Origin of the sequence: Chryseobacterium sp. KACC 21268 (assembly GCA_028736075.1) — a bacterium.
Lineage (GTDB): Bacteria > Bacteroidota > Bacteroidia > Flavobacteriales > Weeksellaceae > Epilithonimonas.
Genome location: CP117875.1, coordinates 1,369,152 through 1,393,463 on the forward strand (window position 1 = coordinate 1,369,152; position 24,312 = coordinate 1,393,463).

The following is a 24,312-nucleotide window of genomic DNA, read 5'->3' on the forward strand; positions in this document are numbered from 1 at the left end:
ATAGTATATGTGTGGAATCGTAGGATATACAGGTTTTAGAGATGCTTATGATATTGTGATCAATGGATTGCGTCGCTTGGAATATAGAGGATACGACAGTGCAGGAGTTGTTTTAGAAACCGATAATGGAGAATTTGAAGTCAAAAAAACAAAAGGTAAAGTTGATGATCTTGTAGCAATTTCCAAAGCATTAAAAAGTACTTCTAAAATTGGGATGGGACACACCAGATGGGCAACTCACGGTATTCCTAGTGATAATAACTCTCATCCTCATGTTTCTAATAATGGAAAAATAGCACTTGTTCATAATGGTATCATAGAGAATTACGATACAATCAAAACAATGCTTATCAATAAAGATTTTGATTTTAAATCTGAAACAGATACAGAAGTTCTAGTTAATCTTATCCAGTATTTTATGGACAAAGAGCCAACTTTGGAGTTTCCCGAAGCTGTTAGATACGCTTTGAATGAAGTGTATGGTGCCTATGCTGTTTCTGTAATGCACGAGGATTTTCCAGGACAACTGGTGGTTGCGAGACTTGGATCTCCTTTAGCTGTTGGAATTGGTGAAAACGAATTTTTTGTAGCATCTGATGCTTCTCCATTTGTTGAGTTTACAAAAGAAGCTGTATATCTTGAAGAAGGACATATGGCTACGATATCACTGGAAACTGGAATCGATATCAGAACGATCAAAGAAAACACAAAAATAGAGCCTGCAATACAGGAGTTAAGACTTAATCTTGAGCAAATCGAAAAAGGAGGTTACGAGCATTTCATGTTAAAAGAAATATTCGAACAGCCAAAATCCATACTCGATACAATGAGAGGAAGATTGCTTGCAGACGAAGGGATCATAAAAATGGCTGGAATCTGGGATCATTTGGAAAGATTAACAAATGCGGAGAGAATCATCATTATTGCTTGTGGAACGTCTTGGCACGCCGGACTTATTGGGGAGTATCTTATCGAAGAATTTGCCAGAGTACCGGTAGAAGTAGAATATGCTTCAGAGTTCAGATATAGAAATCCAATTATCAGTTCCAAAGATGTTGTTATCGCAATCTCTCAATCTGGAGAAACTGCGGATACGATGGCTGCTATTAAATTAGCTAAAGAAAAAGGAGCGTTCGTATTTGGTATTTGTAATGTTGTAGATTCTTCTATTGCAAGATACACAGATGCTGGGGCTTACACTCACGCTGGACCAGAGATTGGTGTAGCTTCTACAAAAGCCTTCACAGCTCAGCTTACCATATTGTCTCTTATTGCTATCAAATTAGGAAATCATAACGGTAATCTCGGAAAAGCAGATTTCATGAGATTGATTACAGAACTGGAAGCTATTCCTAAAAAAGTAGAAGAGGTTCTGAATACTGTTGATGATGTTGTCAAAAATATTGCTAAAAAGTTTGCAAATGCTACCAACTTCTTATATTTAGGAAGAGGTTACAACTTCCCTGCTGCTTTGGAAGGAGCACTTAAACTTAAAGAGATTTCTTACATCCACGCAGAAGGTTATCCTGCAGCAGAGATGAAACATGGTCCAATTGCATTAATCGACGAGAATATGCCAATCGTTATCATTGCTCCAAAAATCGGACACTATGATAAGATTGTAAGTAATGTACAGGAAATCAAAGCGAGAAAGGGCAAAGTGATCGCAGTTATTAATAAAGGTGATGTGCAGGTAGCAGCTATGGCAGACTATATCATAGAAATCCCTGAAACGTCTGAGTGTTTCTCACCAATCTTAGCATCAGTCCCTCTACAACTGCTTTCGTATTACATTGCAGTAGAAAGAGGTGCAAATGTGGATCAACCAAGAAACCTTGCAAAATCAGTAACAGTAGAATAATTTCACGGTTTGTGAAATATTCTTTAACAATTTACGTTTTGAATAAAAATTGATAATTATTCATAAAAAAAATTATATATTTACCGCTTAATTTCTTTAAAATAGGATGAAAAGGATATTACTAATATTATTATCAACGTCGGTTATTGTTTCTTGCTCCAAAGGTAGTAAGGGAAGTGCTGGTAAGCCCGGTCTTAAGGGAGAGCTTGTTCCGAGAGGATCATCAAAATCATTTGTTGCAGAACGCCCTTACGGTATGGTGTCCATACCAGGCGGGTCATTTGTAATGGGTATGGCGGATCAGGACTTTGCAGCTACACCCGAAAAAGCAATGCCTAAAACTGTAACAGTATCTTCTTTTTTTATGGATGAATCTGAAATTACTAATGCAGAGTACAGAGTATTCATCAATGCAGTTAGAGATTCTATCGCAAGAGGTCTATTAGCAGAGGCTGCTGGAGAAGGCGGCGGCGAAGAAGGTGGAAATGGAGGTTCCATTGGAGATTACGCTTATGCTGGTAAAAAGACAGGCGAAGAGGCTACACCTTATCAAAAATTCATGGAGTCTCAAGGTGGTAGAGATGGTTACGACGATTCTAAAAAATTAGATTGGAAAGTTCCAATCAATTATAATACTTCTGCTTATCCAGACGAAAAATATGCTGAGGTTCTTGAATCTATGTATCTGCCTACAGAAAAAAGAATCAATAATGAGAGAATCATAGATTGGTCAAAGATCAAATATAATTATCAATGGGAAGATGTAATGTCTGCCGTAAAAGATAAAGATAGAGGTGCTAACTATTTGAAAAAAGAGAGCATCGCAATATATCCGGATACAACTGTTTGGGTTAAGGATTTTAATTATGCGTATAACGAGCCTTTGTTCGATCAATATTTTTGGCACAATGCTTATAAAGAATATCCAGTTGTAGGTGTAACTTGGGATCAGGCAAGAGCGTTCTGTGATTTCAAAACAAAATTGAAAACTGATTATAACAACAGTCAGAAGAAGAAAAAACAAAAAGCTATGAGATTCCGTCTTCCTACAGAAGCAGAGTGGGAATATGCTGCTAAAGGTGGAATCGAGAATGCTACTTACCCTTGGGGTGGTCCGTATTTGCAAGACGACAGAGGATGCTATTTGGCAAACTTCAAACCGAAAAGAGGTAGTTATATAGAAGACGAGAAAAAAGGAAACTACACTTATACAGCTCCTGTTAAGAAATTCCCTAAAAATGGTTTCGGTCTCTACGATATGGCTGGAAACGTTTCTGAGTGGACTGAGTCGCCGTACAGCAACTCAACTTACGAATTCTCCTCAACGTTGAATCCTTATTTATCTAATCAAGCTTATAGAGAAGTGAAGAAAACTGTGAGAGGTGGATCTTGGAAAGACGTAGGATATCTACTAATGACTGGAAACAGAGATTGGGAAAGAAAAGATTCTGCAAGAAGTTATATCGGGTTCAGAACAATTCAGGATATCCCATCCGGTGCTGGCAAATTTAAAAGAACAACTAAATAATTAACTAACTATTACTAACTAAAAATTTAAAAGAACATGTTTAAAACTAAAGATTCTATCACGAATTTTGTGTATTCGTTTGGTGCTGCTATCGTAATCTTGGGAGCTTTATTTAAAATGACTCACTGGAGTATTGGTCCTATCTCAGGAAACGTTGCTCTTGCTGCTGGTTTGATTACAGAAGCATTAATCTTCTTATTCTTCGCTTTCGATCCACCAAAATCTGAAGAAAACTATGCTTGGGAAAATGTTTATCCAGAATTATTAGATGAAACTGCAGAAAGACAGCCTAAGAAAGTTGTTGCTAAAGTTGAAAACAAAGAATTGGAAGTGTCTCTTTCTAGCAAACTAGATCAAATGCTTGCTGATGCAAAATTAGACGTAAGCTTATTCGAAAGACTAAGAGGAGGAATTGATAAATTCTCATCTTCAGTAGATCAGATCAACCAAACAGTAGACGTTTCTGCTTCTACTCACAAATATAATGAGCAACTTAACTTGGCTGCTTCTCATTTGGAAAGTATGAATGCTTTGTATGCACTTCAATTAGAGCAAGGACAAAAGCAATCAGAATTCAGTAAAAAATATGTTGAAGATATCCAAAAATCTGCAGCACACTCAGAAAAATTCAACGAAGAACTACAAGGCCTTACTGGTAATCTAAATAATCTTAATAGAGTTTATGGTGGTATGCTTAGCGCAATGAAGTCTTAATCACTATCATTTTAATTTTGTTTAACAATTAATTTAATTTATTAAAATGGCAGGAGGCAAACAGACACCACGTCAGAAGATGATCAACCTGATGTACCTGGTTTTCATCGCGATGCTAGCGATGACAATTGATCAGCAAATCATTAGGTCATATAAAGATACAAATCAGTCATTGACTGATACAAGGCTTACAGTTGAAGACAGAAACGATAAAATCTTCAAAAAAACATTAGAGGCTAAGGCCGTTTCTTCACCTGAAAATTATGGTCCTTTATTAGAACAATATAAAGGTTTAGAAGCTAAGACCAACGATCTTGTAGGTTTTATCGAAGGAGTAAAGAACAAAATGATTACTGAAGGAGAGTATGATGCTACTCAGCCTATCGAGGAAAGTCTTACTGCTCTTAACAATACAGAACCTTCTACAAAGAATTTCTTTAAAGACGGTGATGAGGAAACACCTTCTAAAACATCAGAAGATCTTAAAAATAAAATTAATGATTTAAGAACTTTTATTATTTCAACTTTTGGAAGTAATCCTCAACTTAAGGCAGTAGCTGACAGAGCTACAAGAACTCTTGTTGCCGAGTTTCCAAAAGGAGACAAAAGAAGTAATCAAGGATGGGTACAGTACAAATTTTATAATCAGCCTTTAGTTGCTGCACTTTCTAACTTGGAAGTGATACAATCAGAAGCTAGAAACTTACAGTCAGATGCATTGACATCTATGTTGCAAGAAAAAGTGGATGCTGATATCAAATTTGATTCTTATGAAGCTTTGGTTTCTGGTCCGAGTTCAGTAATGAAAGGTGAGCCAGCTGAGATTAAAGTCGCAATTGGAACTTTTGCAAGTTCTGTTCCTGGATTAAGCATCTCTGGTGCTAAATTGGTTAATGGTCAAGGTATCATTACACCAGCAACAGGAGCTGTAGGAACTCAGGAATTAAAAGGTCAAATTTCATTTACTGATAAAAACGGTAAAGTTCATACACTTCCATATGCTCATACGCTTAATGTTGTATCAGGTGCAGAAGCATTGAAAGAACAGAGTGGTGCTATATTAGCGGCGGATAAAATGAATGTTCTTTATAGAGGTTTATCTAACCCAATTTCTGGATCTATCTTGGGTGCAAATCTAGACGCGACTACATTGTCTGCTCCAGGTGCATCTGTAAGTGGAGGAAAAGGAAAATGGAATGTAACACCTGGCGGTGGAAACGAGGTGACACTTACAATTGCTGGAAAATCCCCAAGTGGAAAAACCATATCTCAACCTTTCAAATTCAGAGTTAAAAACATCCCTCCACCAAGAGGAGAGATCAGAGGTAAGAGTTATGATGTAATGCCTGCCAATATGATATCTAAACAAACTTTGACTGCAACACTTAAGGATTTTGATTTCCCAGTTTCTTTCAACGTTGTTAGTTTCAAAGTGAAGGTTCCAGGAAAAGCAGTAATGTCTGTGAATGGTAGCTCTCTGGCGCCAGTGGAATCTTTGACAAAAGGTTTACGAGCAGGAGACAATATCGCAATATTTGATGTTCAGGCAACTGCACAAGGTTTAAGTGGCGTAGTACTTCCAAATATTGGAGGTGTTGTGATCAGTGTACTTTAATTTATTTTAAAAAGTTATTTTTAGCTTATTGATTTTATATTTCAATAATTATTATGAAAAAGATTATATATAGTTTAATTTGTCTTTCCTCAACGATGGCTTTTGGACAAAGTAGCATTCTTAATGCTGGTTCTCCTCAAACATTCCGAGAAGACCGTGAGGTTAAGAAAGATAGTATTACACCTCTTAAGTATGGATTTATCGAAGATAAAGACATCTTGAGAAGTATGGTTGTATGGGAAATAATTGATATGAATGATAAGATCAATCAGCCTTTTTATCATAACAGTGATGGTCTTGTAACTCAAAACAAATCCCTATATCAGATTTTATTGGATGCTGTTAATTCAGGTAAAATAAAAGAAGTGTATTCTGGTGATGATTTTACAACAAGATTGACTCCTGAGGGAATTGCAGCTGCAACGTCTGTTCCAATGGTCGATAATTATTTTATCGAAACTTTGAATGCAAACAAGATTTCAGATTCAGAAGCTCAAGGTTTGTTAAAGTATTTCACTTCATTGAAGGGAACTGATAACAAACAAGTCAATGGAATGTTTATGAAATATTCTACAAGGCTAGCAGACGTTTTAGAATTTAATGGTTCTGCTCAACCTGCTGCTACAGAAGAAACTGTAACAACTGGTAAAGGAAAAAAGAAGAAAACCGTTAAGAAAACTTCTAAGGCACCATCTATCGAGCCGGGAACTATGCTAGTGAACTTGGATGGATCTTGGTATAAGATCAAGAAGTCTGATATCGAAGCTAACGTTGGATTCTCTGAAACTAAAACTGAGAAAGTAAAAGCATTGAAGTTGATGGGTATGTGGTATATCGATAAGAGAGATACACAACTTAGATACAGATTGCTTGGTATTGCCGCGATGGGAGAAGATCCTAATGCTGCCATATTGAAGGCCGAAAGAGCACAACAGATGCAAGAGTCTGGAGCGCCTATGGATCCATCAATCCTTAACGAAGCGGGTGATTTGATCGACCTTTTCTGGATCTATTATCCGGATGCAAGACAGGTACTATCCAGCAACTACATATTCAACGCGAAGAACTCAACTTCTGATATTACTTTTGATGATGTTCTTAATGCAAGAAGATTCTCAGCTGTTATCTACAAATCAGATAATGGTCTTGGAAGAGGTGGAAGCGGAATCATCGATGAGTACATCCCTGCAGATGCTGACGGACAATTGGACGAAAGCGACAGGATCAAAGCACAGATCCTACAAATGGAAAATGATATGTGGAATTACTAATATTTCTCATATTCCAAATAGAAAAACCTGAGTATCTTTACTCAGGTTTTTTATTTTTATGAAGCAGATAGATTATATTATTGTCGGAGGTGGTTTTGCAGGTTTTTTTCTTGCACATCAACTGCAGAAGGAGAACAGGTCTTTTGTTATTTTTAATGGAAGACAAATTTCCGGGTCACACATCTCCGCAGGTGTTTGTAATCCTGTCATCCTAAAGAGATTCAGTACTTTCTGGAAGTCCAAAGAACAAATGGATTATCTGGAAACGATATTCTCGGAAATAGAATCCTACACCGGTAAAAATTACATCATTAATGAACCCGTTGCCCGGATTTTTCACGATGAAGCTGAGAAGAAACAATGGCTCAAAAATTCAAAGAAAGAAGATCTGGAATCTTTCTTGGATAATGATTTTGTCACTTTAAAATCTGTAGAAAATCCACTGGAATCAGGAGTTGTAAAAAATTCCTGCAGAATAGATGTTGAGAATTTCTTTAAAGATATGTTTCAGTATTTCGATATAAAAGGCGTCCTTATCAATGCGTCTTTTGATTACGATCTCATTGATTTTGATAATTCAACTTACAAAGATTTTCAATTCAAACATATTGTTTTCTGTGAAGGCATTCATACCAAAGACAATCCGTATTTTAACACGATTCCAATTCTTCCAAACAAAGGCCATTGCTTGGAAGTCAAGATTGGTGGACCAATTGATCCGTACATCATCAAGAAAAAACATTTCTTATTCTCACTTTCGGAGAATCGATTTTATTATGGTGGAACCTACAACCGCTTTGATCAGACACCAGATATCAATTCCGAATTTGTACAAGAATTAGAAACAGGACTTCAAGCTTTTTACAAAGGCAATTATTCCATCAACAAAGTCAGGACAGCGTTCCGAGCAACAGTTGATGACCGACGTCCAATCCTTGGAACGCATCCGGAATTTAAAAATCTTCACATCTTCAACGGTCTCGGCGCAAGAGGTGTTCTGAACGGAACCTATTTTTCCAAAGTGATGTGCGATTATTTGGAGAAAGATCTAGACCTTGATCCGGAGATCGATGTAAAAAGATTTTATTAATAAGGTCTTTTTGCATTTCATATTATACTAATTTGGTAAGATATGTATGAATCATTAACTTTGCAACCAGCAACGATTAAAAAAATGAACGAAGATTTAAAGTCCATCTTTCAAAACCTAATTCAAAACAACATTCAGAACAATTCTATCGAAGAAGTTTTGGATCATCTAACCGACCTTTTCCACCAAGATATCTGCTTTTCTACCAGTTTCAGTATGGAAGATCAGGTCATCACAGATTTTGTTAAGGATTCCGACATCAAGATTTTTACATTGGACACAGGCCGCCTTTTCGAGGACACTTACAACACTTGGAATTTAACGAGGTCAAAGTACAAAGTCAATGTCAAAGCCTACTATCCAGATCAGGAAGAATTGGAACCGTTCATTCAGGAAAAAGGTCCCGATTCTTTTTATACCTCGGTTGATAACAGAAAAAAATGTTGCGAGATCAGAAAAGTTCATCCGCTGAAGCGCGCTTTGAAAGGCAACAAAGTTTGGATCACAGGTCTGCGAGCAGAACATTCGCCAGATCGCGAAAATCTCCAGCAATTTGAATGGGATGAGTCTAACCAGATCATCAAGTACCATCCGATTCTTTTCTGGACCACCGAGCAGGTCAAAGATTATATCAAACAAAAACAAATTCCCTACAACATCCTACACGACAGAGGTTTCGTAAGCATCGGTTGTGCGCCTTGTACAAGAGCAATTCAGCCAGGCGAGGATTTCCGCGCTGGTCGCTGGTGGTGGGAAGATGCCAACAAAAAAGAATGTGGCCTTCACGTTCACAAATAACTATTTAACAGAACAAAATGTCAAAATATCAATTGGATTATCTGGAGCAACTGGAGTCCGAAGCCATTCATATTTTCCGCGAGGTAGCGGGTCAGTTCGAGCGCCCAGCTATGCTTTTCAGCGGAGGGAAGGACAGCATAACGCTGGTTCACCTTGCACTCAAAGCTTTTCGCCCTGGGAAATTTCCTTTCCCGCTGGTTCACATCGATACAGGCCACAATTTCCCCGAAGTTCTGGAATATCGGGATCAATTAGCCGAACAGATCGGTGAAAAACTGATCGTAAGAAAAGTGGAAGACACGATCAAAGAAAAAGGTCTGACTGAGCCAAAAGGCAAATTGCCAAGCCGAAATGCACTCCAAACCTTCACACTTCTAGACACCGTGGAAGAATTCGAATTCGACTGCTGCATCGGCGGTGGAAGACGCGATGAGGAAAAAGCTAGAGCCAAAGAAAGGATTTTCTCCGTTCGAGACGATTTCGGACAGTGGGATCCAAAACTTCAACGCCCCGAATTGTGGAATACCTACAATGGTAAGATCCACAAAGGCGAGCAGGTGAGAGCATTCCCGATCAGCAACTGGACAGAACTCGACGTTTGGAATTACATCTTGAAAGAGAACATCCAATTACCATCGATCTATTTTTCTCACGAGCGCGAGGTCCTCAACTTCGATAGCCAGTTCATCGCAATGAATGAGTTTGTCAATCTCGAGGAAAGTGATGTTGTGACCACAGAAAAGGTCCGCTACAGAACCGTTGGCGATATGACCTGCACCGCCGCAGTCCTTTCCAATGCCGCGAATCTGGAAGAAGTGATTGCCGAGATCATCACCACCAAAACCAGCGAACGAGGCGAAACCAGAATCGACGACAGAACCTCCGAAGCCGCAATGGAAGACCGAAAAAAGGCCGGCTACTTTTAATTATTAATGAAAAAATTATAAGTGATGAATGATTAAATAGCAAACAAATTCTCAAAATCATTTATCACTTATCAATCATCAATTATAATGAGGAGCCGGGAACCTGCTGTCCACTGTATCTTTTTCTCGGTGCCTCAGCTTGCCCGACCCCAACGAGAAAAAGGATGCCGTTCCCATCAGGGCTATGGAGCAATTCAAAACAATTATAGTTGCAAAATAGACGATCAACTATCAACCAACAACTGACAACGAAAAATGGACATATTAAGATTTATAACAGCCGGAAGTGTAGACGACGGAAAAAGCACACTGATCGGCAGATTATTATACGACAGCAAAAACATTCTTATCGACCAGCTGGAAGCCGTAGAACGTGCCAGCAAATTCAAAAATGATGGCGAACTGGATCTGGCTTTGCTTACAGATGGTTTGCGTGCGGAGCGCGAACAAGGGATCACCATCGATGTGGCTTACAAATATTTCTCGACCCCAAAACGAAAGTTCATCATCGCAGATGCGCCAGGTCATGTGCAATACACGAGAAATATGATCACCGGTGCCAGCAATGCAGCTTTGATCATTATTCTAATTGATGCCAGAAATGGGATCATAGAACAGACGAGACGCCATTCCATCATCGCATCGCTCCTCAACATCCCAAATGTGGTGGTGGCGATCAACAAATTAGATCTTGTCAACTATTCCGAAGAGATCTTCAACAATATCAAAGAGGAATATTCCAAAATCGCAGAGCAGCTGTCGCTGAACAATGTGATTTATATACCAATCAGTGCCTTGGACGGTGACAATATTGTAGACAGATCCGAGAAATTATCTTGGTACGAAGGGAAAACTTTGCTAGACCATCTGGAAACTGTGGAATTGGAAAATACAATCAACCTTGATAAAGCCAGATTTCCTGTCCAATACGTCATCCGCCCGCAGTCTGAAGACTACCACGATTACCGCGGTTATGCCGGAAAGATCACCAGCGGTATTTACAAAGTAGGAGACGAAGTGACTATTCTGCCTTCTGGAACAGAAAGTAAAATCTCCGCGATAGAAATAGATCAGAAAAACGTGGAAGAGGCTTTCGCACCTCAAAGTGTGATCCTGCATTTGGAAACAGATGTCGATATCAGCCGAGGCGATCTGATTGTCAAGTCAGATGATTTGCCAAAGCTCGAGCAGGAACTGGAAATCCTGGTATGTTGGATGGGCGAAAAACCGTTGAAGGTCGGTTCCAAATACCTGATTCAAAACAACACGACTCAAACCAAAGCCGTGATCAGAAACATCGAATATAAATTAGATGTCAACACACTGGAAAAGCACGACGTGGAGCAGGTTTCTCTTAATGAGATTGTGAAATTGAAACTCAAGACTGCAAAACCATTTGCCTATGATGCGTACAAAGATCTGGCTTCAAATGGCGGCATCATCTTCATCGATGAGACCAGTTTTGTGACCGTTGGCGCAGGTTTGATCCAATAATTTAAATCTGATAATTTGAAAACAAAGATCTCACTTCCAATTTTCATCAACGCATCCACCAACAAGATCCTGATTGTTGGCGGTGGGAAACTGGCGTCGGAACAGCTCAATGATATGATGCAGAATATTCCGGAGGCTGATATCAGTGTCCTGGCCAAAAGGCTTTCAGACGATATCAAAAACCTGTTGTTGGAAAATACTTTCATCAAGATCATCAATGACGATTTCAAAGATGAATATTTAGAAATCGCAGATCTGTTTATTGTGGCAACAGAAGATCCAACGCAAGATCAGCTCATCATCTCAAAATTAAGGGAACACAAGAATCTATATTTCGCACCCAACAACCCGACAGAAAGCGATTTTACCTTTCAGACAGACGATCAGCACGAGAAAAAAACCATTTTCCCAATCAATAATGAGAAGAAATGGCGCAGAACCGCCACCGTATTCTTCCTCGCTTTTGTCATTCTTTTAATTGGAAATATCCTGTCTTTTTACATCGGTTTCAAAGATTTGGAGGTCGCTTACCAATATTTGAACGCAAACACAGACGAACGTTTTTTCTGGCTGTTTCTCGTCGGATTTTTAGCACAATTGATTGACGGAGCCCTGGGGATGGGCTATGGCGTGACTTGTACTGCAGCATTGTTGTATATCGGGATTCCTTTGCCCGCAATTAGCAGCAGTATCCATACCGCCGAAATGTTTTCCAGTGGCGCATCCGGTTTCAGCCATTATAAGTTTGGGAATATCAACAAGAAATTATTCAAAAATATCCTGATTCCAGGCGTTTTAGGTGCAATATTGGGAGCACTAATGTTATCTTACTTGGGAGAGAAATATGCAGGAATTATCAAACCGATTCTCGCTCTTTATACATTCATCCTAGGCATAAGGATTTTACTGAATGCCTTCAAGAAAAATAAAATCAGAAAGAAAACCAAAAGAGTAGGTTGGTTAGCCGGAGCTGGCGGATTCCTGGATTCCTTCGGCGGTGGCGGTTGGGGACCATTGGTCACATCAACCTTGATATCGAAAGGAAAAACCCCGCGCTACGTCATTGGAACCGTGAGTTTGACTGAGTTTTTCGTCACTTTTGCCAGTGCATTGACCTTCTTTTCCGTCATCGGAATCAGCCATTGGCAACTCATTGCAGGATTGATTTTGGGTGGTGTTCTAGCTGCGCCTATTGCCGCAAGATTAGCGGGTAAATTACCTTTGAAAGCAATGTTCATCGGAGTCGGCGCCATCGTCATCATCTGGAGCTTGAATGTTTTACTCAAAACTTTCCATATCATATAGAAAATTTAGGGCAAATCCCTCGCCCACGCTTGTCATCCTGAGGCTCTCGAAGGGCCTCCGCTCGGGTCGGGCTGTCCGTTACTATCTTTTTCTTCCCTCAGCTTTTGCCTGCCCAAGAAAAAGGATATCCACTACCATCCCTTTTGCAGCTGGCGCAAATAGGAAACTAAGTTTATAAAAACGTCAACAACAAGGCAATTACAACCCCAATCGCTGTGAAAACCATTCCACGTTTGAAGACCTTGGATTTAGGCGGGAACATCCAGAAACTGGAAATCACAAAGAACAACAGACAGATGCCGAAAAATGTATTCAGCGGAGAAAGTGCATTTTCAGATTTTGCCTTGTGAAGTTTCGTCATTTTATCCCAAACAAAAGGCAATTCCTTCTTCGTATAATCCGCTTTTCCAGTTATAGAATTATAAGTGCCTTCTTTGAAATAAAAGACGCCGTTCTCACTTTTGGTCACTTCAAAGTTCTTGATTTTCGTCTCTTCACCAACTTGTTTCTCGGTCAGATTTTTCTCAAAGATTTTCTCGTAATGATTTTCTCTTTTCAAAAAATCCGTATCACGGTAAACGAGAATCACACCGCTGATGGCATAGACAGCCATTATGCCCGCCATCAAATATCCAAGATATCTGTGAACGATTCTCATAAAACTTCTCGTGTCCTTTATCTTATCCATAGAATTTTTATTGGATTTAATCCTGCAATTCCAGCCAACGCAATTCGAAATTCTCCAATTTCTCAGAGATGCTTTCCAATTCCGCTGAGAATTTTGCAATTTTCTCGTAATCGGTTTCGTTGTTCAGTTCATCAAGGATTTTGCTTCGTTGCTCTTCCAATTTCGGCATTTCCTTTTCGATTGTTTCCAACTCGTGTTGCTCTTTGAAAGATAATTTCTTCTTTGGTTGTTGGTTGTTTGTTGGTTGAGGATTTGTCACAACTTGCACAGTCGATTTTTCTTCCGACTTCTGACTTCCGGCTTCCGTCTTTTCTGCCTTAGGATTTTTCTCTTCGTTCTTCAGGTTCTCTCTGTACTCTGAGAAATTTCCAACAAACTCTTTTATTTTTCCGTCACCTTCAAAAGCCAGAACGTGGTCCACAATTCTGTCCATAAAATAACGGTCGTGAGAAACGATAATCAAACTTCCCTGGAAATTCTGAAGAAAGTTTTCAAGAACTGTCAAAGTCGGCAAATCCAAATCATTCGTAGGCTCATCAAAAATCAAGAAATTTGGATTCTGATACAGAATATACATCAAGTGCAAACGGCGTTTTTCTCCGCCCGAAAGTTTCGAAATTGGTGAATATTGCGTTTGGTCATCAAATAAAAATAATCTCAAGAACTGAGAAGCCGAGATGGTCTTTCCATTAGCCAAAGGAAAATTCTCCCCAATTTCTTTGATGAAATCAATCACGCGTTCGTCTTCTTTGTAAGTCAACCCTTTCTGTGCAAAATATCCGAATTTAATCGTTTCGCCGGTTTCAATCTCTCCAGAATCTTTCGGCTCAAAACCTTGAATGATATTAAGTAAAGTCGATTTCCCAGCACCGTTTTTTCCAACAATCCCTACTTTTTCACCTCTTTGAAATTGGTAGGAGAAATCTTTGAACAATACTTTCTCTCCATAACTTTTATTGATGTCTCGAAGTTCAAGGATTTTATTCCCCAATCTTTTCATCTCGAAATCCAACGCCAGAGTTTCTTTTCTCGTGTCGGTTTTCGCTATTTTTTCAGTTTCGTAGAAATCATCTTGACGCGATTTTGATTTCGTGGTTCTCGCTTTTGGCTGTCTTCGCATCCATTCCAACTCCTTTCTGTAAAGATTGTTGGCTTTATCAATCGTCGAATTCAAGTTGTCCTCGCGAATCATTTTATTCTCAAGGTAAGTCGCATAACTTCCGTTGTGGAGATAGAGATTTCCGTCTTCCATTTCCCAAATCTTGTCGCAAACGGCATCCAAGAAATAACGGTCGTGCGTCACCAAAAGCAAGGTAATTTTCGCCTTACTCAAATAATTTTCCAGCCATTCTACCATTTCCACGTCCAAGTGGTTGGTCGGCTCATCCATAATTAATAACGTATGACGATGTTCCGCTCTGGTTTCTGTCAATAGTTTTGCCAACGCAATTCTTTTGATTTGTCCACCAGAAAGCGTTCCCATTTTCGCCGACAAATCGGTGATTTTCAATTGGGAAAGAATCTGTTCCATCTCATTTTCCAAATCCCAGGCCTTATGGATTTCCATCTCAGCCAAAGCCGTTTCCATATCATCTGGATTTTCCGAGGTCAAAGCGTGATGGTATTTCTTCAAAGCGAGAATTGGCGCAGAATCCAAAGTCATCATAAACTCTTCTACAGAAAGTTTCGGGTCAAAATCAATTTCCTGATCGAACAAAACAACCTGAATGTCTTTGTTAATCACCACTTCACCTCCATCCGCGATTTCTTTTCCCATTAGGATTTTCAGAAGTGTGGATTTTCCGCTTCCATTTTTGGCAACGATGGCAATTTTGTCGCCTTCGTTCACGTGGAAGGTAATATTTTTGAACAGAACTTTGACGCCGTAAGATTTGCTAAGATTTTCTGCAGAAACGTAATTCATTTTGGGTTGGATGATGAAGGTTAAATGCTGGAAGTTTTTCCAGCTGCGAAAGTACGAAAATGAAATTTTAAAATTCAGATAATCATAATTATTTGGGCAGCTTTATCCGTCTTCCACTCCCAATCTTTTTGCCAGCGCTTTTCCCTCGAAAAAAGGATTTCCGTTCAAGCCGGGCTGCGGAGATTCTATGTTTCATTGACATCTTTAGAAAAATTTAACGAAAACCAAAACGCATTTAACCTTTCCTTGAGATAATTGGAATGGGAAATTTCAGATGTTTGCAATCAAATTAAACTCTATGAAAAAACTCAACTTTCTTTTTGCCATCTTCGCATTCGTAGCTTTTCAGGCACAAACCATTTCCGGAATTGTCCTTTCAAAAGAAGATAACACACCAATTCCTTACGCTAAAATTGGGATTATGAACGAAGGTTCCGGAATTCAAGCGGATGAAAATGGGAAATTCCAAATTCAATTGGACAATGTTTCGAAAGACAAAGAATTAATAGTCGCTGTTCCCGGCTACAAACAGTTCCGCAGCTCGGTAGAAGATTTTGTAAAACAGAATCCTCACACTATTTATTTGTACGAAAAAGTCACCGATATTCAGGAAGTAGTCTTGGCTCCAAATAATTACAAAGACAAAAATCTGGGTGTGAACAGCAAATCGAAATCTGTGATGTTTACGCCGAATATGGAAAAAGGAAATTCAGTCGTAGAAGAAACTGCGGTGGAATTCAGCTCCAGCAAAAAACTGAAAATCACCAAAATCAATATCAATTTTTCCAGATTCGAAGCTACGACGCCCATCAAAGTTCGTTACACGATTTACGATGAGAAAGATGGCAAACCGAACAATCTGATTTTGAATAAAGACATCATCGCTAACATTGATAAAAGTAAATTGGATAATTCAACTTTTTCTGTGGATGTGAGCAATGAAAAAATCTGGCTTCAAGGAAAATTCTTTGTAGGGATTCAGTTTATTGGACAGTCGGATGGGAAAGTGGCTTTGAGTGGAGCGCTTTTCAGGTCGGGATATTACCGTTCGTTCTATGGTAATTGGGAAAAAATCGGAATGGCAGCGCCAGCTATCAACATTGATGTGAAAGTGAAAAAGTAGTTTGATTTATTTCTAAATTTGACCATTAATCAAATCCAATGAAAAAGATAATATTTTTAGTCTTGTTATGTAGCTGCATTTTCGGCATTGCCCAGGTTTCGGATTTTGGAAAAAATGAAAAAGTGGGAAAAGCACTTCATTTAAAAGGTGCTGATATCTACTATGAAATTTACGGAGAAGGAAAACCATTATTTTTGCTTCACGGAAACGGCGGAAGCATCGATGCTTTTTCAAAAGAAATCCCGGAGCTTTCTAAACATTTCAAAATCATTGCGATGGACACGCGCGCTCAAGGTAAAAGTACGGATACTTCGACTGGACCTTTGACCTACATTAAATTTGCTGATGATGTAAAAGCTTTGGCGGATGAATTGAAATTAAAGAAAATCAATATTCTCGGCTGGAGCGATGGCGGAAATATTGCGATTGAATTTGCAATCAAATATCCAAAAAATATTAATAAAATCATCACAAGTGGCGCCAACGTTTTCCCGAATGGCGTAGGAGAAAGTGAAGTCGAAAATATGAAAAAGGACGCCGCGAAAATGAAAGCTGAAAACAAACCTGAACGTGAGATTCGCCTGCTTCAATTGATGATTGACGAACCAAAAATCACCACGGAACAACTAAACCATATCAAAGCGAAAGTCTTTGTCCTAGCTGGAGAAAATGATTTGATTCTGCGTTCGCATACAGAATACATCGCTAAAGAAATTCCTAATTCCAAATTGAAAATCTACAAAGGTGCTTCACACGGCGTTCCGATAGAAAGAGCGGAAGAGTTGAACAAGGATGTGATTGAGTTTTTGAAGAAGTGATAAATAAAACACTTCGACTCCGCTCAGTGTGACATTTATAATACTAATTGTCTGTCAGTCTGAGCGGAGTCGAAGACCTTTGTCTAATCTATCGTCATCATTTTCAAGCTCCAGAGATTTCCATTGTAAATATCCAAATCAACTTTGGAATTAATCCCATAGACAATACCGTTTTCTGAGAATTGCCAGAACTGAAACTCATCATCTGGTGACGGCGTAGGAACATCATTGTAATTCGCCAGCCACAGCGGATAATCATCGAATTCGCCTTTTAGATAATCTTTGTAATAATGGTAGTAGGTGTAGATGATTGGTTTCTCACCGTATGTTTCTTCCATTATTTTAATCCAAACCTTGAGGTCAGAAACCAATTGTTCTTTTGATTTTTTTCTTGGATTTTTTTCGATGTCAAGGATTGGAGGCAAGTCGCCCGATTCTAATTTTGCAACTGAAAGGAAGGAGTTCGCCTGCATTATCGGGTCTTCATCCGGACGGTAAAAGTGGTAAGCACCTCGGATAAGACCGTGGTGTTTTGCCGTTTCCCAAAAATGGTCAAAGTTCTTATCCAATTTTCTATTGCCCATACTTGCTCTCAGAACTACGAATTTCAAAGGAATCGTTCGGTTGCCAATACTCAGACTATCCCACTGGATGTCTTCTTTTCTTTGATAATGGGAAATGTCGAAGCCAAAAGTCTGATTGGAATAGAGACCAACGATTTTATCAATTCTCGTTGATTCCTTTTGCGAGTTCGTGAGATTCTTGTGTTCAAAGTGTTTTCCTAAATAGTAGGAGAAGTAATAATTTATTTTTTGCCTTAGATAAAAACCTGTACCGAGCAGAGACACCAAAAGAATCAAGAGAAGAATCCAACGCTTTTTGATAAAAACGTTTTTTCTCTTCTGATGGATTTTCCGCTTCGTAGATTGGTTTGTCTTCGCCATAAGTTTTGCAAAAATATTATATTTCCCTTTTGAAAAAGAACAAGATGAATTTATTTTTAAAATTTAAAATATTGATTAATTTTTTTGGCTTACTTTGTGCTTAGAATATCATATTAATTTAAAATATAAAAAGATGAAAAAGAGAATCTTATCAGCAGCCGCATTTCTATTAGTAGCAGTTGCAATGAATGCCCAAACTGTAAAACAGGAAGTGAAAAAGGATGCAAAAGCTGTAGGAACGGCCGTTGAAAAAGGTGCAAAAGCAACTGGTGAAGGCGTGAAAGATGGCGCAGAATGGGTTGGCGATAAAACCAAAAAAGGCGCAAAAGCGACCAAAAAAGGTGTGAAGAAAGGCGCAAAATGGACAGGCAAAACAGCAAAAAAAGGTGCTAAAGCCGTAGAGAAAACGGCAGTGAAAGGTGCTGATGCTGTAAGCGACACTTATAAAGACGTGAAGGCGGATATCAAGAAATAGATTTAGTTCAGAAAGACTTCAAAATTTGAGGTCTTTTTTTGTAACATTTTACTATAATTGATAACTAAATAAAAGACAATATTTCACGAAAGGAATATTTGATCTTAGAAAATTGACTAATTTTATTCAGGGAAAAATTTAAAAAAATATGAAACGAATCATTTTGACATTCGCATTATCGGTTATGATGGTGGTAACGATGTCTGCACAAACGGTGCCAACAGCAAAACAAATCATTGATAACTACGTGACTGTTCTTGGTGGAAAACAAAAATTAGAAGCTGTAAAAACACTTTCTATGAAAAATACCATCAGCGTGATGGGAATGGAAATGGAAGGAAAGACCTTGAAGAAAGATAACAAGTTCAAATCCACACAGTCTATGATGGGACAGGAGATGGTTCAGGTTTTTGATGGCGAGAAAGGTTATGCGTCTCAAATGGGTCAGAAAATGGATCTTCCTGCAGACCAGATATCAAAACTAAAGACAGCTAAAATAATGGATGCATTAGGATTGGATCCGGCGAAAATCAAAACTGTTGAGAAAACTCAGATTGATGGAAAAGATTATTATTTGCTTTCTTCAGACGATTCCAAATCTTACTTCGATGTGAAAACTGGATTGCTTTTCAAAACTGAAAATGAAAAAGGCAATATGACCATCAACAAATATACGGACGTGGACGGAATCAAATTCGTAGAAGAAATGTCTGTAGATGCAGCAGGACAGCAGATCAGTGTCAAAAACTCTGATATCAAGATCAACCAACCGATCTCTGATGACGAGTTTAAATTGTAAAAAGAAAAATGTATATTGTACATTGTACATTGTACATTGTACAAATATTACTAAATAAAAAAAGGAGTCCAAATTGGATTCCTTTTTTTGTCTCTTATCTCCTGTCTTAAGATCTCCTGTCTAACTAAGAATTATATTCTTTTTCCCATTCTTCTGCGGCGTCGCAAAGGGTTTTGTAGAATTCTTCCCCGTATTTGCGGATGAGTGGCTCTTTCAGAAATTGATAGATTCTCACTTGTAATTCTTTCCCCAAAGTACAGGCATCATTACAAATTTCCCACTCGTGATAGTTTAGCGCGATGAAGGTTTTATAATCATTCACTCTTATTGGATAAAGGTGACACGAAATTGGTTTTTTCCAATCAACAACGCCGTCTTCATAAGCTTTTTCGATACCACATTTGGTTGTGCCTTTCTCATCAAAAATAACATAGGCACATTCGCTTCCGTTGACCAATGTCGTCACGTAACCGCCGTCATAAGGGTCTATAACCCAAGTTCCCTGTTCTTCGATGGCCTTTACGCCTTCTGGCCTGAGGTAAGATTTTATTTTAGGGAAAATTTCCTCAAGAATTGGCAATTCGTCCTTGTCGAGTGGTGCACCAGTGTCACCATCTACGCAGCAAGCGCCTTTGCACTTGGTAAGGTTGCAGACAAAACTTTCTGCAAATATATCTTCGGAAATCAGTTTATCATCTATCTGGATCATTCTTCATCAATTATTTAATATTGTGCAAAATTAGCGATTTTAAATGCTGCCAAGCAAAAAACAACAATCCAAAGTCCCAATTCCTGCATCCAGTATTTTGGAAGGAAACGCAACATTCGGCTGATAATAATGCTTACAGGCAAAGCAAGTAGCAAAAGATATTCGTAATCATAGCCCATATAAAAAATGATCGTGATCAATTGCGCAAGCGAAAAAACCAGGACAAAAGTATATTTGTATCGGCTGATAGGACTTTTCTCATTGTAATGTTTGAAGTGATCGGAAAGCGAGTAGATGATCATCAAGGCAATCGGGATCAAAATATATAAAGGATAATATGATCTCAACATTTCAAATGAAGCTGAAAATGGTAGATAAGAACGATCCCACGTGGTGAAATGTATCAAGTACATCACACCAAAATAACTCAAGACAATCAAAATGGCTCCAAACAAAAGGCGAAACATATTAAGACCAATTCGTCCGGAAGTTCCGATGATATGGAAGATCACGAACACAGCCATTGGCCAGCTGGGCGGGAAAACGAGAAATGTAAAAGCCAAAATTGCACCTACAAGCATATATGAACTTTTCCTCAATTGGTCATTTTGACTCGTCAAGATCAATAATAAAATGGAGCTCATCAAGAAAGTACAGGCCAAACCCAGATTGATGGTTCCATCGTAAAAAGCAACCACAAAAACCGTGTAAAGAAATAATGGAAGATGAGAGAATTGGTTTAATGCAATCGCATTGAATAAAAAATATCCCAAACTGATTCCGGTGAACGTAATTAAAGTCGGAATAAGCGTTATGTTTTTGAAATCTAATAAGTTAAGTGATAGAAATATCAGAAACAAAGCGCCAATGTAGGCCGGAACAGAAAAAATATTGCTTTCTTTTGAAAGTAATCGAAACATTTTTTATAAATTTGTGCAAAGTTAATTTAAAAAAAGAAAAATATGACATCTTTCTGGTTAGCATTAAGTGCAGCTTTCAAATGGTCTTTCGGATTCTATAATCTTTTTGGTAACGTTCTGAACTGGGTGCTGTTTCTTGTAGCAACAGGATTTTTCTGCTACTGGTGTTATATTTTGGTAGTGACTTTGGGCGCTCAAAAGGACAAAGATTACTTCTCTCCAACAGAAGGTAAAAATCCATATTACGACCCGAAAATTTATAAAAACGAAGGTTAAATAAATTGATTATATAATAAAAAACCCGTCTTGTTTTTGCAACGAGACGGGTTCTTTTATTTTAGTATCTTGATTTTTATTTCATATTATTCTTCATCGTGACAAGGAACAACCAGAACAGGTATCTTTGACTTTTTGGTGATCTCCTTGGTCAAACTTCCGATGAAAACATCATAAACACCGCTTCTGCCGTGTGAACCTACCACGATGTAATCTCCATTTTGTTCATCTGCAAATTCCAAGATCGTGTCGCCAGCAATTCCCTGTTTTAGGATATGATTACAAGTAACGCCCTGTGCAACCACTCTTTCCTGAATTTTATTAAGTTCTTTCAATTCGTATTTGATCTCATTTTCCTCAACTTCAGGAAAATATTGGAATCCCATATCACCGATCACAAAACCAATATCTGTCGCCGCAACGTGGATCAATTGGATTTCGGCATTGACTTCTTTCGCAAAATTGATGGCATAATCTACCAATTTATTTGAGGTGTCGGAAAAATCTACGGGTAAAATAATTTTTTTCATAATCTAAGTTTATAAGCTACAAAGTACAAAAATTTAGCCATTATAAAAAGAATTCAACTGATAACCGTCAACTATTAACCAATAATCATCAACTAATTCTGACTATTGGATCTTTAAACTGAACAATTTTTTATCTTCCAAATAAGCTTCAAGCAGATCATTCTCAGAAACTTTTCCAACACCTTTTGGCGTTCCCGTAAAAATCAAATCGCCAACTCTCAAAGTGAAATATTGCGATGCAAAAGCAATGATATCCTCGGGACTGAAAATCATTTCGCTCGTGTTTCCGTCTTGAACTTTCTCATTGTTCTTGGTCAATGAAAATCCAAGATTTGTCAAATCAAAATTGTCTTTCGAAACAAAATCTGAAACCACCGCCGAACCATCAAAACCTTTCGCCAATTCCCAAGGCAAACCTTTATTTTTCAGCTTGGTTTGCAAATCTCTCGCCGTGAAATCCAATCCTAAACCAATCTCATCATAATGATTTCCTGCATTTTCTTTTTGAATATATTTTCCACCTTTTGAGATTTTCAAAACCACTTCCAATTCATAATGGATGTCATCAGAAAATTCAGGAATGTAGAAATCCGAGCCTTTTTTCAAAATGGCGGTGTCAGGTTTCATAAAGATCACTGGATCTTCCGGAATGTTATTTCCCAACTCTTTGGCGTGCTCGCCGTAATTTCTTCCTACGCAGATTATTTTCATAATATTAATGTAACAATTTATCAGTAGAACAATGTAACAATCTTTAATTTCAAATTCTTACGCTATTCGATTTTCACAATGGTAATTTAATTAAAACCTAGATTTCAGCTGGATTTTTGTAAATATCTTCTTTGTATAAAGCGGAAAATCAGCACTTTGAAGCCAGCCGTAATAGCCAATATCTTTTTGGAAAACGTCCTTCACAAGTTGTCCTTTGTATTTCCCAAAAGCAAAAATTTCCTGGTCTTTGTCATTAAAATGAATCATTCCAGCCAAATCTGCGAACTTGCTGTGGAAAGAAAACTCGCTAAGGCCAGCAACTTCATTCGGCAAATCTTCGTAATGTCCAACTTGCGCATCCAAAACTTCGAAAGTCGCCAAAACATCGGCTTCCGCAGAATGCGCGTTCTCCAAAGTTTTTTGACAATAGAAATTGTACGCTGCAGAAAGATTTCTCGGTTCCATTTTGTGATAAATGGTTTGCGCATCCACCAGCTTGAATTTGCTCAGGTCGAAATCCAAACCAGCACGCAAAAGCTCTTCTGCCAAAAGTGGCACATCAAAACGGTTGGAATTAAAACCTCCCAAATCCGCTCCGGAAATCATTTCCAGAATTTTCGATGCAATGTCTTTGAAAGTTGGTGCGTTCACAACGTCTTCATCGTAGATTCCGTGGATGGCGGAGGATTCTTTTGGAATTGGCATTTCTGGATTTACTTTCCAGGTTTTACTTTCTCTTGATGCGTCCGGATTTACTTTCAGGATGCAGATTTCCACGATTCTGTCTTTTCCCACGTTGGTTCCCGTCGTTTCCAAATCGAAAACGCAAAGTGGCTTATATAGTTTTAAGTTCATTTGTTTATAATTATGAGTTACTAGTTATGAATTATGAGTTTTCAAGTAATATTAATGATAACTTTTAACTCAAAACTCATAACTATTTAAGTTGTTTTTGAAATATTAATGAAACAAAAATGTAATAAATGATAATCAACGGAATTCCGACTGTTTTGAAAATTAGTAAAATCAAAATTCCTCCAATTAATAAAGCCAATTTTGGATAATTATCTTCTAATTTTTTTGATTTGAATTTCATTGCAATCATTTTGATTGGCGAAATAAGTAACCAAGAAGAAATGATTGTAATAATTATCCAAACTTCTGCACTAATGTTTAGAATAAAATTTCCTAGTTCGTTTGGAGGGAATATGCTAAGAACACTTTTTGTTATTTCTAAATTATAATAAATTCCAAAAATCAAAACTGTATTACTCGGTGTATTCAAACCTTTAAAATAATACTTCTGATCGTCATCCAAATTGAAAATTGCTAATCTAAGACAAGAAAAAAGTGTAATCAAAAATCCAAAATATTTAATTTCAAAGGGTAATTCGATTCCTAAAAAATTATTGCCAAATGGTTCTAGCATTTTCATCATCGCAACGCCAGGCAAAAATCCGAAACTTACCATATCTGCCAAAGAATCCAATTGTCCACCCAGATTACTGCTGGAATTCATTGCTCTTGCAATAAAACCGTCGAAAAAATCGAGAACCAATGAGATAATAATGCAAATCGCTGTCGTTTGATAATCGCCCGAAATGAGGTGAACAATCCCAACACATCCCGAGAAAAGATTCCCTAAAGTAAATGCGTTGGCAAGGTTGTTTTTGATGAAATTCATATCACAAAAATAGGAAAATTGTTGGAGGATGGAGGTTGGAAGATGGAAGTTTTTCAGGTGTGTGGAAAAACTTCCATCTTCCATCATCTGACTTTACACTTTTCGTAAT

24 protein-coding genes are annotated in these 24,312 nt (G+C 38.1%); 15 read left to right on the forward strand and 9 right to left on the reverse strand.

The features are described 5' to 3' along the window. Positions 1-7: 7 nt before the first annotated feature. The 10 genes from glmS to PQ459_06575 all read left to right on the forward strand — a co-directional run bounded on the left by glmS (position 8) and on the right by PQ459_06575 (position 12,602). On the forward strand, positions 8-1,861 hold the full coding sequence (gene glmS, locus PQ459_06530) for a glutamine--fructose-6-phosphate transaminase (isomerizing) (protein WDF48131.1): 1,854 nt from the start codon (positions 8-10) through the stop codon (positions 1,859-1,861). A 106-nt stretch (positions 1,862-1,967) separates the two neighbouring features. Next, complete coding sequence (gldK, locus tag PQ459_06535) at positions 1,968-3,389, forward strand: gliding motility lipoprotein GldK (protein ID WDF48132.1); 1,422 nt, start codon at positions 1,968-1,970, stop codon at positions 3,387-3,389. A 36-nt stretch (positions 3,390-3,425) separates the two neighbouring features. Beyond that, positions 3,426-4,103 carry a gliding motility protein GldL gene (gldL, locus tag PQ459_06540; GenBank protein WDF48133.1) on the forward strand — a complete coding sequence of 226 codons (678 nt, stop codon included), beginning with the start codon at positions 3,426-3,428 and terminating at the stop codon, positions 4,101-4,103. Positions 4,104-4,149: 46 nt separating this feature from the next. Continuing rightward, positions 4,150-5,718 carry a gliding motility protein GldM gene (gene gldM, locus PQ459_06545; GenBank protein ID WDF48134.1) on the forward strand — a complete coding sequence of 523 codons (1,569 nt, stop codon included), beginning with the start codon at positions 4,150-4,152 and terminating at the stop codon, positions 5,716-5,718. A 53-nt stretch (positions 5,719-5,771) separates the two neighbouring features. Next, positions 5,772-6,989 (forward strand): gliding motility protein GldN, encoded by a 1,218-nt coding sequence (gldN, locus tag PQ459_06550; GenBank protein ID WDF48135.1) that lies wholly within the window; start codon positions 5,772-5,774, stop codon positions 6,987-6,989. Between the two features lie 58 nt (positions 6,990-7,047). Further along, on the forward strand, positions 7,048-8,079 hold the full coding sequence (locus PQ459_06555) for an FAD-binding oxidoreductase (GenBank protein ID WDF48136.1): 1,032 nt from the start codon (positions 7,048-7,050) through the stop codon (positions 8,077-8,079). An 84-nt stretch (positions 8,080-8,163) separates the two neighbouring features. Continuing rightward, the gene (locus PQ459_06560; GenBank protein ID WDF48137.1) at positions 8,164-8,877 is read left to right on the forward strand and encodes a phosphoadenylyl-sulfate reductase; all 714 of its coding nucleotides are present in this window, start codon (positions 8,164-8,166) and stop codon (positions 8,875-8,877) included. 17 nt (positions 8,878-8,894) lie between these two features. Continuing rightward, on the forward strand, positions 8,895-9,803 hold the full coding sequence (gene cysD / locus PQ459_06565) for a sulfate adenylyltransferase subunit CysD (GenBank protein ID WDF48138.1): 909 nt from the start codon (positions 8,895-8,897) through the stop codon (positions 9,801-9,803). A gap of 255 nt (positions 9,804-10,058) precedes the next feature. Next, entirely contained in the window at positions 10,059-11,297 is a 1,239-nt protein-coding gene (locus PQ459_06570; protein WDF48139.1) for a GTP-binding protein, read from the forward strand. A gap of 15 nt (positions 11,298-11,312) precedes the next feature. Then, positions 11,313-12,602 (forward strand): TSUP family transporter, encoded by a 1,290-nt coding sequence (locus PQ459_06575; GenBank protein WDF48140.1) that lies wholly within the window; start codon positions 11,313-11,315, stop codon positions 12,600-12,602. A gap of 172 nt (positions 12,603-12,774) precedes the next feature. On the opposite strand, the gene PQ459_06580 is transcribed toward PQ459_06575, so the two are convergent. Both PQ459_06580 and PQ459_06585 read right to left on the reverse strand, forming a co-directional pair. Continuing rightward, positions 12,775-13,290 carry a hypothetical protein gene (locus PQ459_06580; protein WDF48141.1) on the reverse strand — a complete coding sequence of 172 codons (516 nt, stop codon included), beginning with the start codon at positions 13,288-13,290 and terminating at the stop codon, positions 12,775-12,777. A gap of 16 nt (positions 13,291-13,306) precedes the next feature. Beyond that, positions 13,307-15,214: an ABC-F family ATP-binding cassette domain-containing protein gene (locus PQ459_06585; protein ID WDF48142.1), complete on the reverse strand. Its 1,908-nt coding sequence runs from the start codon at positions 15,212-15,214 to the stop codon at positions 13,307-13,309. A 298-nt stretch (positions 15,215-15,512) separates the two neighbouring features. Here PQ459_06585 and PQ459_06590 point away from each other — a divergent pair, with 298 nt between their 5' ends. Both PQ459_06590 and PQ459_06595 read left to right on the forward strand, forming a co-directional pair. Continuing rightward, complete coding sequence (locus PQ459_06590; protein WDF48143.1) at positions 15,513-16,337, forward strand: carboxypeptidase-like regulatory domain-containing protein; 825 nt, start codon at positions 15,513-15,515, stop codon at positions 16,335-16,337. A gap of 38 nt (positions 16,338-16,375) precedes the next feature. After that, positions 16,376-17,155, forward strand: coding sequence for an alpha/beta hydrolase (locus PQ459_06595; protein ID WDF48144.1), 780 nt, complete (start codon positions 16,376-16,378; stop codon positions 17,153-17,155). A gap of 83 nt (positions 17,156-17,238) precedes the next feature. On the opposite strand, the gene PQ459_06600 is transcribed toward PQ459_06595, so the two are convergent. Further along, positions 17,239-18,099 (reverse strand): GH25 family lysozyme, encoded by an 861-nt coding sequence (locus PQ459_06600; GenBank protein ID WDF48145.1) that lies wholly within the window; start codon positions 18,097-18,099, stop codon positions 17,239-17,241. 133 nt (positions 18,100-18,232) lie between these two features. Between PQ459_06600 and PQ459_06605 the strand changes: the two genes are divergently transcribed. Next, positions 18,233-18,574, forward strand: a complete 342-nt coding sequence (locus PQ459_06605) for a hypothetical protein (GenBank protein ID WDF48146.1) — start codon at positions 18,233-18,235, stop codon at positions 18,572-18,574. A 148-nt stretch (positions 18,575-18,722) separates the two neighbouring features. Continuing rightward, entirely contained in the window at positions 18,723-19,373 is a 651-nt protein-coding gene (locus PQ459_06610; GenBank protein ID WDF48147.1) for a hypothetical protein, read from the forward strand. A 124-nt stretch (positions 19,374-19,497) separates the two neighbouring features. Here the strand turns inward: PQ459_06610 and PQ459_06615 are convergent, their stop codons facing one another. Further along, positions 19,498-20,082, reverse strand: coding sequence for a DUF3109 family protein (locus tag PQ459_06615; protein ID WDF48148.1), 585 nt, complete (start codon positions 20,080-20,082; stop codon positions 19,498-19,500). Between the two features lie 14 nt (positions 20,083-20,096). After that, entirely contained in the window at positions 20,097-21,002 is a 906-nt protein-coding gene (locus tag PQ459_06620) for a DUF6427 family protein (protein ID WDF48149.1), read from the reverse strand. A 42-nt stretch (positions 21,003-21,044) separates the two neighbouring features. Here PQ459_06620 and PQ459_06625 point away from each other — a divergent pair, with 42 nt between their 5' ends. Continuing rightward, the gene (locus PQ459_06625) at positions 21,045-21,278 is read left to right on the forward strand and encodes a hypothetical protein (protein WDF48150.1); all 234 of its coding nucleotides are present in this window, start codon (positions 21,045-21,047) and stop codon (positions 21,276-21,278) included. Between the two features lie 86 nt (positions 21,279-21,364). Here PQ459_06625 and PQ459_06630 read toward each other — a convergent pair whose 3' ends face one another. From PQ459_06630 to PQ459_06645, 4 genes are all read right to left on the reverse strand, one after another. After that, positions 21,365-21,808 (reverse strand): universal stress protein, encoded by a 444-nt coding sequence (locus PQ459_06630; protein ID WDF48151.1) that lies wholly within the window; start codon positions 21,806-21,808, stop codon positions 21,365-21,367. A gap of 102 nt (positions 21,809-21,910) precedes the next feature. Beyond that, positions 21,911-22,519 carry a fumarylacetoacetate hydrolase family protein gene (locus tag PQ459_06635; protein ID WDF48152.1) on the reverse strand — a complete coding sequence of 203 codons (609 nt, stop codon included), beginning with the start codon at positions 22,517-22,519 and terminating at the stop codon, positions 21,911-21,913. A gap of 90 nt (positions 22,520-22,609) precedes the next feature. Continuing rightward, positions 22,610-23,374, reverse strand: coding sequence for an exonuclease domain-containing protein (locus PQ459_06640; GenBank protein WDF48153.1), 765 nt, complete (start codon positions 23,372-23,374; stop codon positions 22,610-22,612). A gap of 82 nt (positions 23,375-23,456) precedes the next feature. Then, positions 23,457-24,203, reverse strand: coding sequence for a CDP-alcohol phosphatidyltransferase family protein (locus PQ459_06645; protein ID WDF48696.1), 747 nt, complete (start codon positions 24,201-24,203; stop codon positions 23,457-23,459). Between the last annotated feature and the right edge of the window lie 109 nt (positions 24,204-24,312).

Coding starts and splice junctions, on each gene's coding strand:
- glmS (WDF48131.1), top strand. CDS start 8: ATGTGTGGAATCGTAGGATATACAGGTTTTAGAGATGCTTATGATATT.
- gldK (WDF48132.1), top strand. CDS start 1,968: ATGAAAAGGATATTACTAATATTATTATCAACGTCGGTTATTGTTTCT.
- gldL (WDF48133.1), top strand. CDS start 3,426: ATGTTTAAAACTAAAGATTCTATCACGAATTTTGTGTATTCGTTTGGT.
- gldM (WDF48134.1), top strand. CDS start 4,150: ATGGCAGGAGGCAAACAGACACCACGTCAGAAGATGATCAACCTGATG.
- gldN (WDF48135.1), top strand. CDS start 5,772: ATGAAAAAGATTATATATAGTTTAATTTGTCTTTCCTCAACGATGGCT.
- PQ459_06555 (WDF48136.1), top strand. CDS start 7,048: ATGAAGCAGATAGATTATATTATTGTCGGAGGTGGTTTTGCAGGTTTT.
- PQ459_06560 (WDF48137.1), top strand. CDS start 8,164: ATGAACGAAGATTTAAAGTCCATCTTTCAAAACCTAATTCAAAACAAC.
- cysD (WDF48138.1), top strand. CDS start 8,895: ATGTCAAAATATCAATTGGATTATCTGGAGCAACTGGAGTCCGAAGCC.
- PQ459_06570 (WDF48139.1), top strand. CDS start 10,059: ATGGACATATTAAGATTTATAACAGCCGGAAGTGTAGACGACGGAAAA.
- PQ459_06580 (WDF48141.1), bottom strand. CDS start 13,290: ATGGATAAGATAAAGGACACGAGAAGTTTTATGAGAATCGTTCACAGA.
- PQ459_06585 (WDF48142.1), bottom strand. CDS start 15,214: ATGAATTACGTTTCTGCAGAAAATCTTAGCAAATCTTACGGCGTCAAA.
- PQ459_06590 (WDF48143.1), top strand. CDS start 15,513: ATGAAAAAACTCAACTTTCTTTTTGCCATCTTCGCATTCGTAGCTTTT.
- PQ459_06595 (WDF48144.1), top strand. CDS start 16,376: ATGAAAAAGATAATATTTTTAGTCTTGTTATGTAGCTGCATTTTCGGC.
- PQ459_06600 (WDF48145.1), bottom strand. CDS start 18,099: ATGGCGAAGACAAACCAATCTACGAAGCGGAAAATCCATCAGAAGAGA.
- PQ459_06605 (WDF48146.1), top strand. CDS start 18,233: ATGAAAAAGAGAATCTTATCAGCAGCCGCATTTCTATTAGTAGCAGTT.
- PQ459_06610 (WDF48147.1), top strand. CDS start 18,723: ATGAAACGAATCATTTTGACATTCGCATTATCGGTTATGATGGTGGTA.
- PQ459_06615 (WDF48148.1), bottom strand. CDS start 20,082: ATGATCCAGATAGATGATAAACTGATTTCCGAAGATATATTTGCAGAA.
- PQ459_06620 (WDF48149.1), bottom strand. CDS start 21,002: ATGTTTCGATTACTTTCAAAAGAAAGCAATATTTTTTCTGTTCCGGCC.
- PQ459_06625 (WDF48150.1), top strand. CDS start 21,045: ATGACATCTTTCTGGTTAGCATTAAGTGCAGCTTTCAAATGGTCTTTC.
- PQ459_06630 (WDF48151.1), bottom strand. CDS start 21,808: ATGAAAAAAATTATTTTACCCGTAGATTTTTCCGACACCTCAAATAAA.
- PQ459_06635 (WDF48152.1), bottom strand. CDS start 22,519: ATGAAAATAATCTGCGTAGGAAGAAATTACGGCGAGCACGCCAAAGAG.
- PQ459_06640 (WDF48153.1), bottom strand. CDS start 23,374: ATGAACTTAAAACTATATAAGCCACTTTGCGTTTTCGATTTGGAAACG.
- PQ459_06645 (WDF48696.1), bottom strand. CDS start 24,203: ATGAATTTCATCAAAAACAACCTTGCCAACGCATTTACTTTAGGGAAT.